Annotated in this window: 10 protein-coding genes and 1 tRNA gene; 5 read left to right on the plus strand and 6 right to left on the minus strand. The window is 38.8% G+C overall.

Translation table 11 applies throughout. The features are described from left to right. Window positions 1–56 precede the first annotated feature (56 nt). Window positions 57–2,054 (plus strand): CRTAC1 family protein, encoded by a 1,998-nt coding sequence (locus L2672_RS10900; protein WP_248995881.1) that lies wholly within the window; start codon window positions 57–59, stop codon window positions 2,052–2,054. Window positions 2,055–2,166: 112 nt separating this feature from the next. Here the strand turns inward: L2672_RS10900 and galK are convergent, their stop codons facing one another. Beyond that, window positions 2,167–3,318: a galactokinase gene (galK, locus tag L2672_RS10905; RefSeq protein WP_248995882.1), complete on the minus strand. Its 1,152-nt coding sequence runs from the start codon at window positions 3,316–3,318 to the stop codon at window positions 2,167–2,169. Window positions 3,319–3,338: 20 nt separating this feature from the next. Next, window positions 3,339–4,388, minus strand: coding sequence for a UDP-glucose--hexose-1-phosphate uridylyltransferase (locus L2672_RS10910; RefSeq protein WP_248995883.1), 1,050 nt, complete (start codon window positions 4,386–4,388; stop codon window positions 3,339–3,341). A gap of 311 nt (window positions 4,389–4,699) precedes the next feature. Here L2672_RS10910 and L2672_RS10915 point away from each other — a divergent pair, with 311 nt between their 5' ends. Continuing rightward, window positions 4,700–5,737 carry an SMP-30/gluconolactonase/LRE family protein gene (locus tag L2672_RS10915; protein WP_248995884.1) on the plus strand — a complete coding sequence of 346 codons (1,038 nt, stop codon included), beginning with the start codon at window positions 4,700–4,702 and terminating at the stop codon, window positions 5,735–5,737. Between the two features lie 83 nt (window positions 5,738–5,820). Here L2672_RS10915 and L2672_RS10920 read toward each other — a convergent pair whose 3' ends face one another. Both L2672_RS10920 and L2672_RS10925 read right to left on the minus strand, forming a co-directional pair. Continuing rightward, a complete protein-coding gene (locus L2672_RS10920) occupies window positions 5,821–7,125 on the minus strand; it encodes an NADH:flavin oxidoreductase/NADH oxidase family protein (protein ID WP_248995885.1) in 1,305 nt (434 codons plus the stop codon). Between the two features lie 479 nt (window positions 7,126–7,604). Continuing rightward, a tRNA-Val gene (locus tag L2672_RS10925) sits at window positions 7,605–7,681 on the minus strand. A 280-nt stretch (window positions 7,682–7,961) separates the two neighbouring features. Between L2672_RS10925 and L2672_RS10930 the strand changes: the two genes are divergently transcribed. Genes L2672_RS10930 through L2672_RS10940 form a run of 3 tightly spaced genes read left to right on the plus strand, consistent with a single transcriptional unit; the run spans window position 7,962 to window position 14,175 of the window. Continuing rightward, window positions 7,962–8,540, plus strand: coding sequence for a hypothetical protein (locus tag L2672_RS10930; RefSeq protein WP_248995886.1), 579 nt, complete (start codon window positions 7,962–7,964; stop codon window positions 8,538–8,540). Then, window positions 8,537–11,074, plus strand: coding sequence for a hypothetical protein (locus L2672_RS10935; protein WP_248995887.1), 2,538 nt, complete (start codon window positions 8,537–8,539; stop codon window positions 11,072–11,074). The genes L2672_RS10930 and L2672_RS10935 overlap by 4 nt, the downstream gene beginning before the upstream one ends. Beyond that, on the plus strand, window positions 11,044–14,175 hold the full coding sequence (locus L2672_RS10940) for a tyrosine-type recombinase/integrase (protein ID WP_248995888.1): 3,132 nt from the start codon (window positions 11,044–11,046) through the stop codon (window positions 14,173–14,175). Before L2672_RS10935 ends, L2672_RS10940 begins: the two co-directional genes overlap by 31 nt. 924 nt (window positions 14,176–15,099) lie before the next feature. On the opposite strand, the gene L2672_RS10945 is transcribed toward L2672_RS10940, so the two are convergent. Beyond that, window positions 15,100–15,243, minus strand: coding sequence for a hypothetical protein (locus L2672_RS10945; protein WP_248995889.1), 144 nt, complete (start codon window positions 15,241–15,243; stop codon window positions 15,100–15,102). A 228-nt stretch (window positions 15,244–15,471) separates the two neighbouring features. Then, window positions 15,472–17,253 carry an ankyrin repeat domain-containing protein gene (locus L2672_RS10950; RefSeq protein WP_248995890.1) on the minus strand — a complete coding sequence of 594 codons (1,782 nt, stop codon included), beginning with the start codon at window positions 17,251–17,253 and terminating at the stop codon, window positions 15,472–15,474. Window positions 17,254–17,339: the final 86 nt, after the last annotated feature.

Here is a 17,339-nt window from a genome sequence, read left to right on the forward strand (position 1 = left end):
GGTTTACTAACCACTGACCTTTGTTTATTGTTAACAAAATAACAGTGAGGTTACTTATGATTAACAAACGGATTAATAAACCCATTATTGCCCTTAGCCTTTTTACCGTTCCTGCTATTGTAGCGATAAGTATTCAGCATGTTTTGGCAGCACAGCCTGTCATACCTTTGTTTAAAGAAGTTACTGCACAAAGTAAGCTAAGTTCTTTTCCTGCTTGGAAATATGGCGGACCAGCAACAGTTGACTTAAATAGAGATGGTCAATATGACTTATTGCTAACCAATCATGACCAATGGCCGACCCAATTATTTTATGGGACGAATAAAGGGACTTTTACCACAGGACCACACTTGCTTGGTCAAGCTGATGTTCATGGAATTTCTGCCGCTGATTATGACCAAGACGGACAAGTAGACATTATTATTACCTTAGGTGGCGGCAATGGGACTAAACCTCAACCGCCACGCTTATTCAAACAGCAGCAAGGTAAATTTATTGATGTAACCCAACAAAGTGGGCTAGCAAATATGGGCGCAAGAGGACGCTCTGCCCGATGGTTAGATGTTGATAACGACGGTGATTTAGACTTGATTCAAATAAACGCCGAAAAAATGATTACAGAAGATGTACCGCGTAATTTACTATTTATGAATCAGGGCAATGGCCAATTTAGCTATCATTCGAGCCCTTTATTTGAAGACATAGATGCCGAGAAAATTTTAGTAAGCCAATTAAATGATGATCAATATCCAGATTTAATTACCTTTAATGCTTATTCCCCCCTTCAAATATGGTTAGGAAAAGCCAACGGCCAATATGAAAATGCCACAAAACACTATTTACCGGCTCACTTGCAAGATATTGGCTTTGTTACTGCGGTAGCCCAAACTGACATAGACAACGACGGCGATACAGACTTATATTTAGCCCGAGGCAAGTCTTACTATCAAATAGCAAATAATGCGCTTTCTTTTGATAAAACAACCAACCGCCTAGATATTCGTGATGAAGGCAATAAAAGCCAAGACGGCATTAGTTTTACCAGCCAAGGCCCTATTACATTAGCAGACTTTTATCATTTCCCTCGTGGGCCAAAGCTTATTAAGTTACCCGTGTTTATCGGCCAACATCATGCTCGTATCGACCCACCTAAAAAATCCATTACCTTGACCCCAGAATTAGCCAAAGGCAAACCGACAATATCTGAGTCAGGCTGGTACATTTATTATGTGGGTCAAATTGAACAAGGGGCAAATAAAGGCCAGCATCAATGGCGGCTAGATTGGAAGCTAAACGAGAATCTAGCATGGGACATCAGAGCGTCCATAACAGGCGTGACCGCTATTCAACCTGATTGGCAGCCTCAAGCGTTAGGGGTTGACGACATATTACTGGTTAATGATAACGGCCACTTTGTAGACGCATCGTCTAGGCTTCCAGCCCAATCTAAGGATAATAATTGGGGCGTGATCAGTGCTGACTTTGACAATAATAGCTACTCCGACTTTTTTGTGTATCGATTTGGTGAACTGAATAAACGAGTCGAAGATATATTACTGCTTAATCATCAAGGCCAATTTACTCTCGTTGAAGGCCACGGAGCTACGGCATTAGGAACCCAAGCGCATGGCGATATGGGTACGGCATTTGATATTGATCAAGACGGTTTTGTCGACATTATTAGTGGTGACGATGATAACGGCCAATGGCATGTGTTTAATAACCTAGGCGGTAATGCACAAGCCGACAGTGCTAAAAACAATTTTATTAAGGTGAATGTAGGTTACAGCACAACCGGTATTGACCCAATAGGGGCAAAAGTAGAGGTGGAATATCATCAACAACCCACCACTCAACCCAAAGATAAAATCGACAAACAAGTCTTTACTGTGGGCTCTGTAAGCGCAGCACATTCGCAAAGTTTGATGAACATCGCTCACTTTGGTTTGGCTAAAGCCAATCAGGTCAAAACAATCACAGTGACATGGCGAGATAACAGCCAATTACAACAACATAATATTGCCGCGGGCCAGTGGATTAAAATGGGAAAATAATCGGCTAACCCTTTGGAAAACTAGTAAAAAAATCGCCCGATAACTTTACGGTTATCGGGCGATTTATTCATAACTTAAAAACTGCGCACTAAGCTCTAAGCATACAGTTCAACTAAAGCTGTTGTGCGCCTTGCTCAGCAGTACAAATGAAAATTGATGCCGTTAAATTACTGCGTTGAGTGTATTGCGCATTAACCGCCTCAACCACTTGTTCAATCATGTTTTCTGGCAATATTGAAACAACGCAGCCACCAAAGCCACCACCTGTCATTCTAACGCCACCTAAGTCCCCTACTGCCGTTTTCATAATGTCCACCAGCGCATCTACTTCAGGTGCGGTAATTTCAAAGTCATCACGCATTGACGCATGCGACTCGGCCATTAAACGTTGTAAAGCGGGCATATTATTTTGACGAAGCGCTTCGGCTGCATCTAGAGTGCGTTGATTTTCGGTAATAATATGCCGAGCACGTTTGGCGGTAATAGGGTCAAGCCCAGGTTTACGCTGTTCAAACTCACTAAAACTGACATCACGTAACGCTTTTACCCCAAAAAAGGCGGCAGCTTCTTCACATTGCTGGCGTCGAGTATTGTACTCACTGTCAACTAAGCCACGCTTTTTATTAGAGTTAATAATTAAAATTCGCCAATTATCAGGAATCATTACAGGCGCAGTTTCTAATGATCGACAATCAATTAACAAGGCATGGTCTTTTTCCGCCTGAGCAGAAATCAACTGATCCATAATGCCGCAATTACACCCTACAAACTGGTTTTCAGCTTGCTGAGCATTTAAGGCAATATCTTGTGGTGTCAGCGGTAAATCGAATAACGACGTAAACGTTAAGCCAATAACCACCTCTAATGCCGCAGAAGAACTTAACCCAGCGCCTTGTGGCACATTGCCGCTCACCACAATATCTGCACCATTAAATGTTAAGCCTCTTAAACGTAAGTGTTTTACCACACCCCGAATATAATTGGCCCATGTTTGGGTGGATTGACTAATATTGTCGTCAATTAAAAACTCATCTTCAGCATTGTCATAATCAACAGAAATGACTCGAACACGATTATCTTCACGGGGGCTAGCGGCTACAACTGTGGCAAAATTAATCGCACTTGGTAACACAAAGCCATCGTTATAGTCAGTATGTTCACCAATTAAATTCACTCGTCCTGGAGCCTGAAAAACATGGCTTGCCTGATAACCAAATGCATTATAAAAGGTATCTTTTACTTTATTTATCAACTCATTATTCATAGTAAGCTACCGTATATAAACTAGTTAGATTTATAATGAACCGCAGATACGCTTCTTAAACGTTCAGCAGCCTGTTCTGCGGTGAGATCGCGTTGCGACTCAGCCATCATTTCATATCCCACCATAAACTTACGTACCGTGGCAGAACGCAATAAAGGCGGTAAAAAGCTACCGTGCAAGGTCCATTCAGGATGCTCTGCCCCATCAAATGGTGCACCATGCCAGCCCATTGAGTAAGGAAAAGAGCAATTGAATAAATTGTCATAACGAGTGGTAATTTGTTTAACAATATCAGCAAGGCTAACTTGCTGCTGCGCTGTTAATTGAGTCATTGTTTGAATAGAAAAACGCGGTAATAACAATGTTTCAAATGGCCACGCCGCCCAATAAGGCACCACTATGGCCCAGTCATCATTGCTAACAACAACACGAGTTTGTTCTGCTAATTCACGTTCAACATAATCCGCAAGTAAATTACTGGTATTTTCTGAATAATAACGATTAAACGCATTATGTTTCTTTTGCGCTAATGTGGGTAATTGATTTTGAGCCCAAACCTGACCATGGGGATGAGGGTTTGAACAGCCCATCACCGCACCTTTGTTTTCGAATACTTGCACCCATTGATAATGCTTCGATAAATCATCAGTTTGCTGTTGCCATGCTTGAACAACATCAGTGAGTTCTGCAATTGATAATTGGGGCAATGTTTTACTGTGATCAGGCGAAAAACAAATTACTCGGCTCACACCTTGCTCGGTTTTTAGTTTAAATAACGGATCATTTTGTTCGAACTCAACGGTATCTTTTTTCAATGCCGCAAAGTCATTTTCAAATACGAATGTTTTAGTATATTTAGGGTTAACCTCGCCATTAATTCGCACATTACCTGCACATAAATAACAGTCTGACTCATAAGCATTTTTATCTTGTTCATCTACTTTTTCAACTTGACCTTGCCAAGGTCTTTTAGCTCGATGAGGAGATACAAGCACCCATTCATCCGTCATAGGGTTATAACGTCGATGAGGATGCTCTGTTGGGTCAAATAGATTATTATCTTGCTGCATGATTACCTTCTTAAAATTATCAATTAAACATAAATCTTGTAAAACAAGGGGTTAATTAAGCAGCAAACATGAGGCTCTTGTCCTTATCCCCTGCTATATATAATTAACCAATACGCTCCAGCACCGGCAAATTCAATTCACTATTCAAAAGTGATCTTATTGTGATAAGTTATCACAGACCAACAACATTGTTAACAATTAACTTAATGCAATTATTGCTATCCGCGAAATAATGAGTATCGGTATAAACACCGCAACACAATAACAGATGACGATAGGGTATTAACAAAAGATAAAATAGGAGAGTTTTAATGTTTAAAGGGATATTTATTCTAATAAGCTGCTTATTTTTAACGGCTTGTAGTGCACATACAAGCACCATTTCATCCAACGCAGCCCAAATTAGCAAGCTCGAACAAAAGACAACACCTAAAAGAAAGAATGCTGAATCAAAGGCTGATGTTTATCAAATATACTCACCTGAAGCACTAACCATGTTAGATACCAACCAACCAATTAACGTATTAGCCAGTGGATTTGAATGGGTTGAAGGCCCTGTATGGTCAGTTAAAAATAACGGGTTACTCTTTTCTGATATTCCACAAAATAAAGTCTACCTGTATCATCACCAACATGGGTTAACTGAATATTTAACTCGTAGTGGGTTTTCAAATGGATTAGTGATTAGCCCAGACAATAAGCTAATTTTAATGCAGTCTCGCAGTCGACAAATTGCAAAGATGCTCAGTGAATTACCCCTGCCGCGAAGTGAATATGAAGTGCTAGTGAATCGCTACCAAGGAAAGCGATTAAATAGCCCTAATGACGGAGTGCTAGCCAGCAACGGCAGCTTATTGTTTACCGACCCACCTTATGGTTTAGCAGGCAAACTAAATGACCCCGCAAAAGAGTTGAGTTTTCAAGGCGTTTATCAACTCGACAAAAACAATAACCTGACTTTAATTGACGACAGTATTGTTTACCCTAATGGCATAGCCCTTTCAGCCGATCAACGTACATTATATGTTGCCGCTTCAGACCCTAACAAACCGGCATGGTATCAATACCAACTTGATGAAAACTTGCAGGTTATTAATAAGAATGTGTTTTATGAATTAGCCGCTATTAATGAAAACTCACACGGTTTACCAGACGGCCTAAAAATACACCCAAGCGGGATTATTTTTGCTACAGGGCCAAAAGGCATATTTTTATTTAATCCGTCAGGGGAATTACTGGCCAATATCAACTTACCTAGTATTGCAGCCAATGTCGCCTTTAATGCAGACTACTCAATGCTTTATATAACAGCCCATCACCAATTATTGGCAATCAAGCTTATAAAGTAACCATAGTTTATTGCCTCTAGCACTTAGTATATTGCCATTAACAGAACTTCGCTAAAACGAAGTTCTGTTAAATACCTTATCGTCTATGCCCTGCGTTTTTTAAACGCATAAATACCCGCACCCAAGACACTTTTAAATACCACACCCAATGCGCTTAATTTAGGGTCTGTTTCTTTACCCGCTGCAATACGCCACATTTGATGTTCATACCATACCAGCCCAACCATGCCTATTTTGTCTAATAAAGGCTTCCCAGTTGTAGGCACGGTAAGTGGCATTCCATAATCAGGGTTTTCAATTAACTTATTTGGAAAATCGGGATCAACCGCCATAGTACGTGCAATACCAACAAAATCTGTCGCCCCACTACTTAACGCTTCATTCATTGCAGGCGCACTACGAAAACCGCCCGTAACGACCAGAGGAGTACTCACCAGTTTTCTCACTTTTACCATGTAATCAAGAAAGTAAGCCTCACGTTTTACAGTGCTTTCCTTTACAGGTTCTGCGGTACTTTTAGATCCCATCATTGATGGACTTTCGTACGTTCCCCCAGAGATTTCAATTAAATCAATACCGTGTTCACTGAGAGTTTGAACAACCTGCATAGACTCCTCTTCGGTAAAGCCTCCTTTCATAAAATCGGCACTATTAAGCTTAATGCCAACAGGAAAATCAGCACCAACTTCGTTGCGGATTGCACGATAGACTTCTACGACAAACCTCAGACGATTTGCTAAACTCCCGCCCCATTGATCATCACGTTGGTTGTGCCTAGTAGATAAAAACTGGCTGACCAAATAACCATGAGCACCATGAATTTGTACCCCAGTAAAACCCGCTTGTTTTGCAAGCTTAGCGCTGGTCGCGAATTTATTAATTATTTGATAAATTTCGTTTTCAGTAAGTTCACGCGGAGTATTAAAGCTTTTTTCTAAGCCTCGGCCTAATGAAATAGCAGAAGGAGCTACAGGCTCAGAGCACAAAAATTTAGGAATTTGTTTACCCGGATGATTAAGCTGCATCCAAATTTGAGAATCATTCTGTTTGCCAGCACTAGCCCACTGACGAAATAATGCTAAATCACTTTGCTCATCTAACACTACATTTTTAGGCTCACCAAGCGCAGTCCGGTCAACCATTACATTACCAGTAATCGATAAACCAATACCGCCTTCAGCCCATCTTTGATAAAGAGTCACTAAACCAGTAGTAGGATTATGTAGCTTATCGCCAAGCTGCTCACTCATAGCAGACTTAAAAAGACGATTTTTAATAAGGTGGCCATTGTTAAGGGTAAAAGGTTGTTCAATATTTATCGCGTTCATACAGGCTTTTAGGTGATATTTTTTGATAAGCAAGTATGCAATATTACACTGATTTTTCATAGGATTAAGTCTCTTTTTGTTACAGATTGCCCCGTCATTCTGGCGATGCTTTTGGGCCAGAATCTAGCTTTTCTTATGGAAAATACAAAAAGCAGATCCTCGATAAAAGATCTCGAGGATGACGAAACTAACAACCATTCTGGTAATGCTTTTGAGCCAGAATCTAGCTTTTCTTATAGGGAAAAACACAAGCAGATCCTCGATAACAGACCTCGAGGATGACGGAAGTTTGGATTCATCGAGGATGATGAAGCTAATCGTTATTGAGCAACGCAACAAACACGCAATCCAGACTGCGCAAGTACCACGCTATTCTGGCAATGCGTCCCACTCGTCATTCTGGCAATGCTTTTGGGCCAGAATCTAGCTTTTTTATGACGAAAATAACCGTCAACAATGAAAAAATAACCGAAAAGGAAACTAACAGGAAAATAAAAAAAAGGTAAAAAGATAAGATAAAACGAGGGATAAACAAGAAATGGTACACCCGAGTGGACTCGAACCACCGACCCCTACCATGTCAAGGTAGTGCTCTAACCAGCTGAGCTACGGGTGTATATTTGAAATGCTTGAGGAAATAAAATTGGTACACCCGAGTGGACTCGAACCACCGACCCCTACCATGTCAAGACGTTTAAAAGCGAGCTAACAAAACACCCTCAAAACTTCATTTCACAGCCATTCCCCTCTATTTATCTAGTTTTAACATCGAAATCAGCATCTCATTTTCATTAATTTAAGAGAAAAAACGCAATTATTGCGCTTGATTTAGGCACAAATTAGGCACAATATAGAAATTTCCAAATTGACCACTATTTCGTCGTTTAGGGGGCATGATGAATGCACATGCTGAACATTTCAATAAGGGTCTAGAAAAGTTGTTAGTCGACGTGAAATTAGAAATGATTGCATTTAATCAACTTCAACTTGAGCGATCACTGAAAAGCTTTTGTGAGTCATTTAATCTTCTCAGTACCTTAAAACCAAGCTCGGATGATGACGTCGAATCACCCGCATCAATATTGCTCGACTCATATCAAGCCCCCTTGTTAGCAAGTAAAACTGAGGCTGGTTATTATCGTTTAATTTCTGGATTATTGACTTATCAAAAGCTATGTAAAATATATGCTGGTGATGCCAAAGCTCTAGTACCATGTATTGTATTACCTCGGCGCCCTAATAAAGACATACTCCATTTATTAATGCTCAATGATATTGTTAGGCCTTTATTAAAACAGTTTGTTAATGTCACTGGAGATTCAATCACTCAATCTCTATCTACATGGTTTGTCACTGATGAACACCCATCAATATTTAACTCCCCACAATGGCAATCGCTGTTTCCCATGATAAAAACCAAAAAACAATTATGCGAGTGGTTACATGTCAGCACTAAAACGGTCAGATTAAAATGACAAGTCTCAAGCAATATCTAGTAGAGCATATTTGTCGATATTGCGAACTAAAAATGCCGCAAATTGGCAAAGACGAAGTGTGTGAAGATCTTGATGAATTTGTTGATCGTATATTTGCCCCAGAATCTCTCGGAGGACTTAAACAACTTATTCAAATGATAGTCCGTATTCGAAATATATCCTTTCATTCAGCACACACCATAATGAAAGAGTTGCATTTGCCAATCTATATTTTTGATGCCTTACACAACTATAGTTTTGACGTTGATGACCGTTATATCAGCAATGAATACCATCGGACTAAGTATCAAAAAGGATGGTGTAGTGAATATCCTTTCTATGTTGTATTACTTAAATCTTATGAGTACAACCTGACAATAAAATCATGCGAATTATTCGCTGCATTCATCAAGCACTATTATTCAGTGTTAGATACCCTCAGAGATAAAGACTTAGCAAGGGAATCGTCAACCAGAGAAGAAGATGCCTGCTCAAATTTCAGGCTTTTCATGAGAACCAATGCTTCTGAACTGAATTATGTACGCGAGACAATTCCCAATATAACAGGCGATTCACCTACGGCTATTGCTCACCAACTAGATCAATATCTTAATAGTAAAGAAACATGGCCATATCTACCGCATAAAAATTATCTTCGAACACTGTGCCATTTTTTTTCCAATGATTGGAGGCCACCAAAGCATATCCGTCGCCGAAGAGCATCAATTGACAGATTACCCAAACGTTATGCTGATCCAATAGCCATTCCGATTGTTGGTGCTCACAATGACATTTTCGCATTAATTCCCGATGAACCATTAATACCTAACAGTGAAGGTTTAAATGAAGATGACCAACATGCTGCTCAGACATTTGTGATCAATAACCGCGATGTTGATACTAAACGTGACAAAACCGAACTACTAGACACTGCAATTCCATTCAATAAGCATGTACAAAAGCGAACAGCAATTGACATCACCGCAAGTGTTCGTCGCTCTCATAATATGGGCATACAAAATACACAGTTATTAATGCCTGAAGAGCTTAACTTCCTTGCTAGAAAGTTAATTCTTATGAGTCATCAAGCTGAAAACAGCGAAATGGTGATAGTAATTTGGCTAATGTTGTTATTGAGTAAATCTGTAGAAGAATTACAAAGCTTAGTGGTGTTCACCGATTTATCTAGCAAACAGCAAGGCTTGTATATTGATGAACTTGGTCAAGGGTGGTGGTTCTTCTATGTTAGCCATTCAGCAAAAGCTAAGCTAAATAACGAAGGACTAAGAGAGAACAAAGAAGAGGTTTTTACATCATGCCCAGAGTTTTTACAAAAACTAATAGTTGCAAATAGAGGGGATCAGTTAACTGGACCAATCCTTAAGGAAAAAGATCCAAAGGTAATCACACAATCAGTAGTTCATAAACTAAAAAAGCTATCTGATCGCCATGCTTCAGGCCGCGTGAGTGTTCGACGCTTGGTTAACTTTGTAAGTTATTATCTTAATTCAACAGAAGTTATCGATCCTATTTTTATCGACTATAGCTATGCTGTGCATATGTACATGACTCGAGTTGCGAGAAGTTACGCGAATGTAAGTGATCATTTTCGAAGCGTACAACTCGAGAAACTCTGGCGAAATGTTGAACAAGATATTGAAAGCTACACCGGCAACGTCCTACCGATTTCATTATTTGAGCTTCGACATTTTGATCAAGCTGATTCATTCATAGGGTCATCGTTCACGCCGACAAATGATGCCATATCAACATTGATTAACTCATTAACAAGGCGAATCTCGGCATCTATGCCCAGTTTTCAACATAGATTAATAGATATAGTTGATTATCATAATGCATTCACAGCTTATACGGCGTGGATGTTGCTATTTGGAACGGGTTATAGAGCGGCTTGGAATCCGTTACCGACATTCGCCTTATTTTTACCTTCATTAAATTTAATGGGGATAAGTGATAAAGACGATTCTGATTTTAGTCATTCTCGTATCGTCGCCGTTCCCAATGTTTTAGCCTCACAACTTAAAGAATATAAACGTCACTTAGGGTGTTTACGCTCACTGTTGCGCGTGTTATTACCAAAGTTATGTAGCACGATTGACAATATCGTAGATGTTGAGCAAAACATACTGAGCTTTAATCATTCTCAGGCAACACAATGGTACAAAGTCATCCGTAATTCACGTAAAGAACAAGGTCCTTTCTTTTTTTTAAATAGGCAACGCAATAGTGTTGTAGCCACGAATTTATCTCCTTCAGAACTTGTGAACTATTGTAAAAATGAAATACAACTGCCAGCTAATGCTGGACGCCATTGGTTGAAATCCCACTTACTAAAGAAAAACATTTGTCCTGAGTTAATCAATTTCCAAATGGGTCATTGGCAAGCCGGAGAAGTGCCATTAGGCCATTATTCAGCGTTAAGTCATGTTGAAGCTATAAATGAAATGGTCCCTGTACTTGATGAATTATTTGAGGAGGTGGGATGGAAAACATTAAAGTCCGTCATTTCATAAAAAGACTCATTGAAACTGGAAAATTACACCCTTTGTATCGAGAAGTGTTTGATGCTTTCGTTGAACAAAATGAACATGCAGTTGAAGACGATTCTGAAAGTAAAGTTGATGATGCTCAAAGTAAAATTGAAGCGGATTTTTATCAATCTTATAAAAACTTACTTGGGCATTTAAAAAAACGATTCATTCTGTCGGAAACAAAAATTTTACCTGATGAGTTAGAGGCGTTAATTGCGCAACTAAAACCAGCTGTTTTGAGTAAGCAAACACAGTTGTTGATTTTGCAGTCGATACTCAACTATGCCAAAAAACATCATGGCATAGATTCTCCTAACATACCGTCTATTGTCACTCTTAAACGTGATAAACCTATTTTATCGCCGGTTGAACTCGTCAAACTACCAATTGTTGATATGCTTTACACGCTACTCGATAAAGAATTAATTAGCCCAAATAGAGCGCTATCTAAAAACGAAAAGCTAGGACGAGCTGCACTGTTAGTCTATCTGACAGTTAATGTGAGCAAGACTCAGGAACTTCTGTCGATTCTTGAGCATCCCAAGGATGTGTTTTATGTCGGGGGAATTTGTTATTGGCAAAAACAACAGACAATAACAGCTCCAAAAAGATATATATTGAGTGATGTTGCGGTAATGGCATTACAGCAATGGGTTAACGTCAATCAGAGTTCATCAAAGATCCAAGCATGTATCGTAAAGTACTTAAACACCACATCTGAATTTGATTGGTCAGATTTATCAATTCTAAAATTACGGACTCTTAGAAAAATTCACAACATCCTGCATTTAGGGCCAGTACAGTATCAGATGTATTTTTTACCCAGTGTGAGCCAAGCACTACCAGAACATCCTCTTATGCGGATACTAACAAATAAAGCATGCTTACATTCAGAGCCTCATTTGTTAGGGGTAAGTGAGCGAGGCACAAACAAATTTAACCAATGGCGACATATGGTCAATAACAACCATTGCTTTATTGCTATTGATATCACCTTAAAACAACTCGATGACATATTTTTTAAACTCAATCTGCTCAAAGAACGCAATGAGCCACGAGTAACATGTTTAGCTTTTGTGAGTGATATGCTTCAATCATCTGAATTGACAGCTAATCCTTATCTTTGGTTGTTATGCTCTTGGTTATTCTCGCTGTTAAAAGATGGAGGTACTTATAAGCGCCGTTTAAAGTTGGCTACTACAGTGGACTACGTTAGAAGCTTGAGTAAACCGTTTCTTGCCGTATTTAGTACTTGTGATTTAGGGTTATTATCGGGTGAAGATTGGGCGAATAAACTGAATGAATCCGCTGAAACCTTTACCTCAGCTCAACGAAAAAAATATATTTATTATTTTGCACAGTTTTTAGTTGAAACAAACTTAGTTCGAGATCTCTGCCTATCCGATATCGATGTTGTTGGAAGTTCTAGTAAAGTTGACGCGAATTTAATTTCTCCAAGTCATATTGATGAAGTATTGGGCTATCTTACAGAACATGTTCAAGATGATGTAGTCTATCAATATGCTTATTTTTTGTTATGTTTTTGCTTTTACAGCGGCTTACGCAGGAATGAAGCTTCAAAATTAACCTGGGCTGACTTTTCATTTGCAGTCAAGGCACCAACCATAGATGAATTTGACTATGTGCAACTTTCGGTTAGACCAAATCAACATCGCTCGCTTAAAACGACTTCTGCTCGTCGTGAGTTACCATTAGATGCTCTTTGGCCAAAAACAGCCATAGAAAAGTTGCGGGTGAGATATCAAATACAGCAACACTCAGGAACAAACAAAAAGGCGCTATTGTTTGATGATGCAAATCGAGTCAATCAAGCTTATGAGTTAATATCAGATTTAATCCGCCACTTTACAAAAGACTACACTTTACGAATTCATCATCTTCGTCATAGCTTTGCTAATTGGTCTTGGTGCCGCTTAAATCCAAGAATCATTAAGCAAGGGCGTACACAATTAACGATGCTAGACCATCAAATGTTTGATGATGATTACCTACAACGGTTACAAACTCGATTACGCTACAATATGAATAGCCGTAAAAAGATGTTCATTTTGGCTCATCTAATGGGGCATAAAGATGTCCAATCAACTTTAAATAGCTATTTACACCTTAAAGATATTTTGTATTACCTAGAGTTAAAGCCTTACTTTAATTTAACTAAGTATTTTACCTCTGAATGTGTCGGACGCGTATCTTGGCTAGAACCTGAACAGGGCTTAAGTTTGGCAGAAAGGTTAAATTATTATACTAGAGATACTGAAGCGAAATTAGCGATTCAACCAGCACCATTAACGTCATCCTTGTCGGTTCCTACATTTTCAAATTATGTCAGAGAAATAAAACCCAATTGTGAGATAAGCAGTATGACTTGGGCTAGAGCACTGAACGCTTTAAAAGTCAGTTCGGTTATCGAGTCTTCTCAATATTACAATGTTCCCCTAGAAGAATTACAGCAACTGCTTAATAATGCTAAGCAAGTTCATCAGCACTACCCGCGCGTGAGTAAGCGACTTCCATTAATACCAGCCTTTCCAAGATTACCTCACGCCGACGATGCAGCCAAAGTTGATGTTTTCGTCGCTAAATCCAGTAAAGTCTTTATGTATCTTTGCAACAAATTCGACAAGAGTATTGGAGTTGAACCGTTTACCTTATCTAATGTCAGGTTGAGCATGGAAATATTGAATTACGCCGTACCTGGAAAGGATTTTGCTTTAAGGTGTCCCGACTCAACAGTATCAAGAATATTTATTCGTTTTTGTCAGCTAATGGGCTTAAAAGATAGACATTTAAAATTCAGGTTTCATCGAGCAGATTTAACTAAAGATAAAGAGCAATCAAAGGCTATTGAATATCGATGGAAAAAAACCATCAAAGATTACGGATTTAATGAAAATAATTTTGTAGTTGCAAGTGAGAGTGAAGGACGCTTTTTAGGTAAACATGACGGTAATGGCTTTTTAGAAATCGCATTGGTCAACAATCGATATAAGCGGGTTCAACGACATAAAAGCCTGTTTAGTTTTTTACATTTTTTGCTCATTTTGAGCTACCAAGGAAAATAAATCTATGGTCAATTCCACCAAGTCTTACATCTTTCAATCAAACCTACCTTATCTGCTATTAAAATACCTTTTGAAGGAGCCTCTAAAAAAGTAAGAACAGGTGTACTAGCTCTCACTTTTTCAAGTTGAATGTCAGATCAAGTCGAGACTAATACAATTTACGACAAAGTCGCTCGGTAATTAGACCGACAGTCTCCCTTGGTAATCACACTAATACACCTAATGGCTGGACTCCCATTCTCTGTAGTGTAAAGCCCATTCAAGTTCCTTTGCCTTTTTCTCTGCCTCTGTGGTTCTTTCGGATAGATGAAGGATATTGACTATCAAGAATATAAGGGTTAATGACTGCACAACTATAACTGCAATCATATGACTCTTCTTTATTTTGCAAACCACTTTTTACAACACCTCTAAAATTTGAGCTCAAAACAGGATTCTGTAACTTTATTAAAGCTTTGTGATTATGTAACTTTAACCATCACTATATCGATCACATTTTAAGAGAGTTTTCCTCATTTAATCACTTGTAAAATATTAGCAGTAAATCATTCAGCGATTCATGTAGCCGATCATAATTATATTCTTCAATTCAACTATCAGCGATTTCCCTAACCTCAGTCAAGCCACTGGACAAATAACAATCTAATACTTCATTTCGATACGTACGGCTAAATGGTTCAATATACACATGTTGTGAAGGTATCCTAGGCATAATGATGTATAACTTGATGTCATTTTGCTCAGCCCAAACCTCAAGTACATGTGAAATAAACTCAGGCCCATGATCTGTCTTAACCGCTTTGAATAACCAAGATAGACGACAATCGGGTCAAACACGCGTATCTCAAGCCAACACAACACCTAAGCCAAATTTATTAATGGCATAGTGAGCTAAGACCTTTCGCTCTGCTGGCTTTATATCTTTTACTCAACAATATCTTTGGGTACCATATTCTGTAAACTGACGTCAGCAAACATATTTTTAAGTTTGGTGTTCTCGGCTTCTAATTCTCGCATACGAGTTAAATCAGAGGCTTGAAGTAATATTGAGCTAACTGTTGAAATCAAATTTAGTTCCATTGGCTATAGAATGCTTATTCTATAGCCAATGGTTTCTTTTAAAAGTTTCACAAAGTAAAATCCTTTTTACCTAGGTATATAAGGTGAAGGATCAATCAATAAAAATTTTTAATGAAAAATCAATTGATTCAGTTTATCTCGGTCTGCAAATAGCATTTCCTCATATTAATTAAGCATCAAGTACACTAATCTAAGTTGAGCTAAGCTACCGTATGCTTACAACACAATAAACTCAAAAGCTCGAATGCGTTCTCGATACTCTCTAGATATACATTCAACAATATTAGGCTTTACAGAGCATAATTGGTCGATGTTCCTAAGCCATCGTATTTGATCAGTCTTTAGAGCCTGTGAGTTGGGGGACTGGTCGTATGATTCAGAATATAGATAGCTAAGCTCTCTGTCGTATTCCGATAACATTTCATCTGAGCAAATGGCTTTCTCTCTTGTACTTGTTGCTAGCTCGCAATTGAAACTAGGCCCTGATTGAGAAAGATAAGCTCGAGCCTTGCTTGAGTTGAATCGCCAATTCTTATCCATGTAGCTAAAATAGTTATTCCCCATACTATCTTTCACATTAGGATCTACACCCGCATCAAGTATTAGTTGTATTGTTCTTTGGCTTGAATTCTCTGCAGCATACATCAGAGCCGTTCGACCATAAGTCACCATATTCTCAGCAAGTGGAAAGTCGAAGCGAGCAGTGTTAATGGTTCTTGCGTTGATTAGCTCAGGAATTTTTAGCAAGGTTGATACGGCCTTCGAATTATTCATATGAGCAGCGTACATTAGAAGGTTTTTACCGAATGCATTGACCTCAGATAAAGAGCAGTTGGGAGTTGAGCCAGAACATTCTGTTATTAAATCATCAAGTACTGTTGGTTTATCCAATACTATCGATAGGCAGTCGGCCATACTCCTTTTGTTATCATGATAATAATCAAAAGATTTACTACGAATGATCGCTTGGCAACTTTTTACTATTGAATCAGAATCATCGTTTGAAAGTGCATTTGCGAGTTGCTTTAACTGACTCCGCCCAATTTCATCAAGCTGTTTTCGGTCATAATCAGAGTAAACTTTATCCAAAACCAGTGAAGCAAGATTATTAGCATCTAGCTGACGAGAAACATCACGAAAATAGCCTTCTAAGTATGATCGGTTTATGGATGCGATGTTTTTGGCGGCCCCCAATTCTCTGACTGACCAAGCGTCACTTTGAGCAAGATACAGAAAACTATCGACTTCTTTAGAACTTTCAAATTCCTCCGTATGGACAGTAGGGCGGTAAATGATATCCAACATTAAATCATGATTCTTAGAATAATAAGGACTTCCTGCGCTCCCGAAATGGCCTTTGATATCTGTCATAAAGTATCTCAGACCATGACGATACGCTAAGTCAAGGCCTGCATTTTTTACATCAACTGATATCGGTGGTTCTACTTGGCAGACTTCTTTACTCTGACTATTGTCAAGTAAATACACGGAAATTGGCCTATATAGCCCAGAAGTTGCCATTACATAAGCTTGATCTTCAAAATGGAAGACATTCCAAAATGAGCTATGTAACCACCCAAATGGCCCTGCATTATGAAAACTGCCTTGGAGTGCTTTATCATTATCTACCAGATATTTATATATAAGGCCTCGCCACCATTCAAATCCATTGATTTGCAGTCGTAAATCTTCATTCTTGGATTTGTCGCTTGATGAGAAATTCAAAGATTTAGGAGAAGTCTCGGCAGAGTCAAGTGACCACCTTGTCCAAACAAAATCATCTCTCACAAATGGTGCCTGTACTATCAGTTGGCTATCATCTTTAAGGTTTGCCTTGCTCGCCATTCTTAAAGAATAACTGTCAGCCTGTGCACTTGAATAAACCTTATTTAACTCTTGAGTAATTGCTTGGCATACTGGTAGTTGGGAGCCTGCATAAGCAATAGAAGTTTGGCCTATTAATACAATCAAGGCGATTAATAGAAAAGTATTTTTCATGGTAGTACCACTTAGTTTGAATTCTGGACGATAAATTATGTTCGCAGGGAACTTAATGTTTGTTTCTAAATCTAGCTATTAATTTT

Source organism: Shewanella gaetbuli (assembly GCF_023284065.1).
GTDB classification, from domain to species: domain Bacteria; phylum Pseudomonadota; class Gammaproteobacteria; order Enterobacterales; family Shewanellaceae; genus Shewanella; species Shewanella gaetbuli.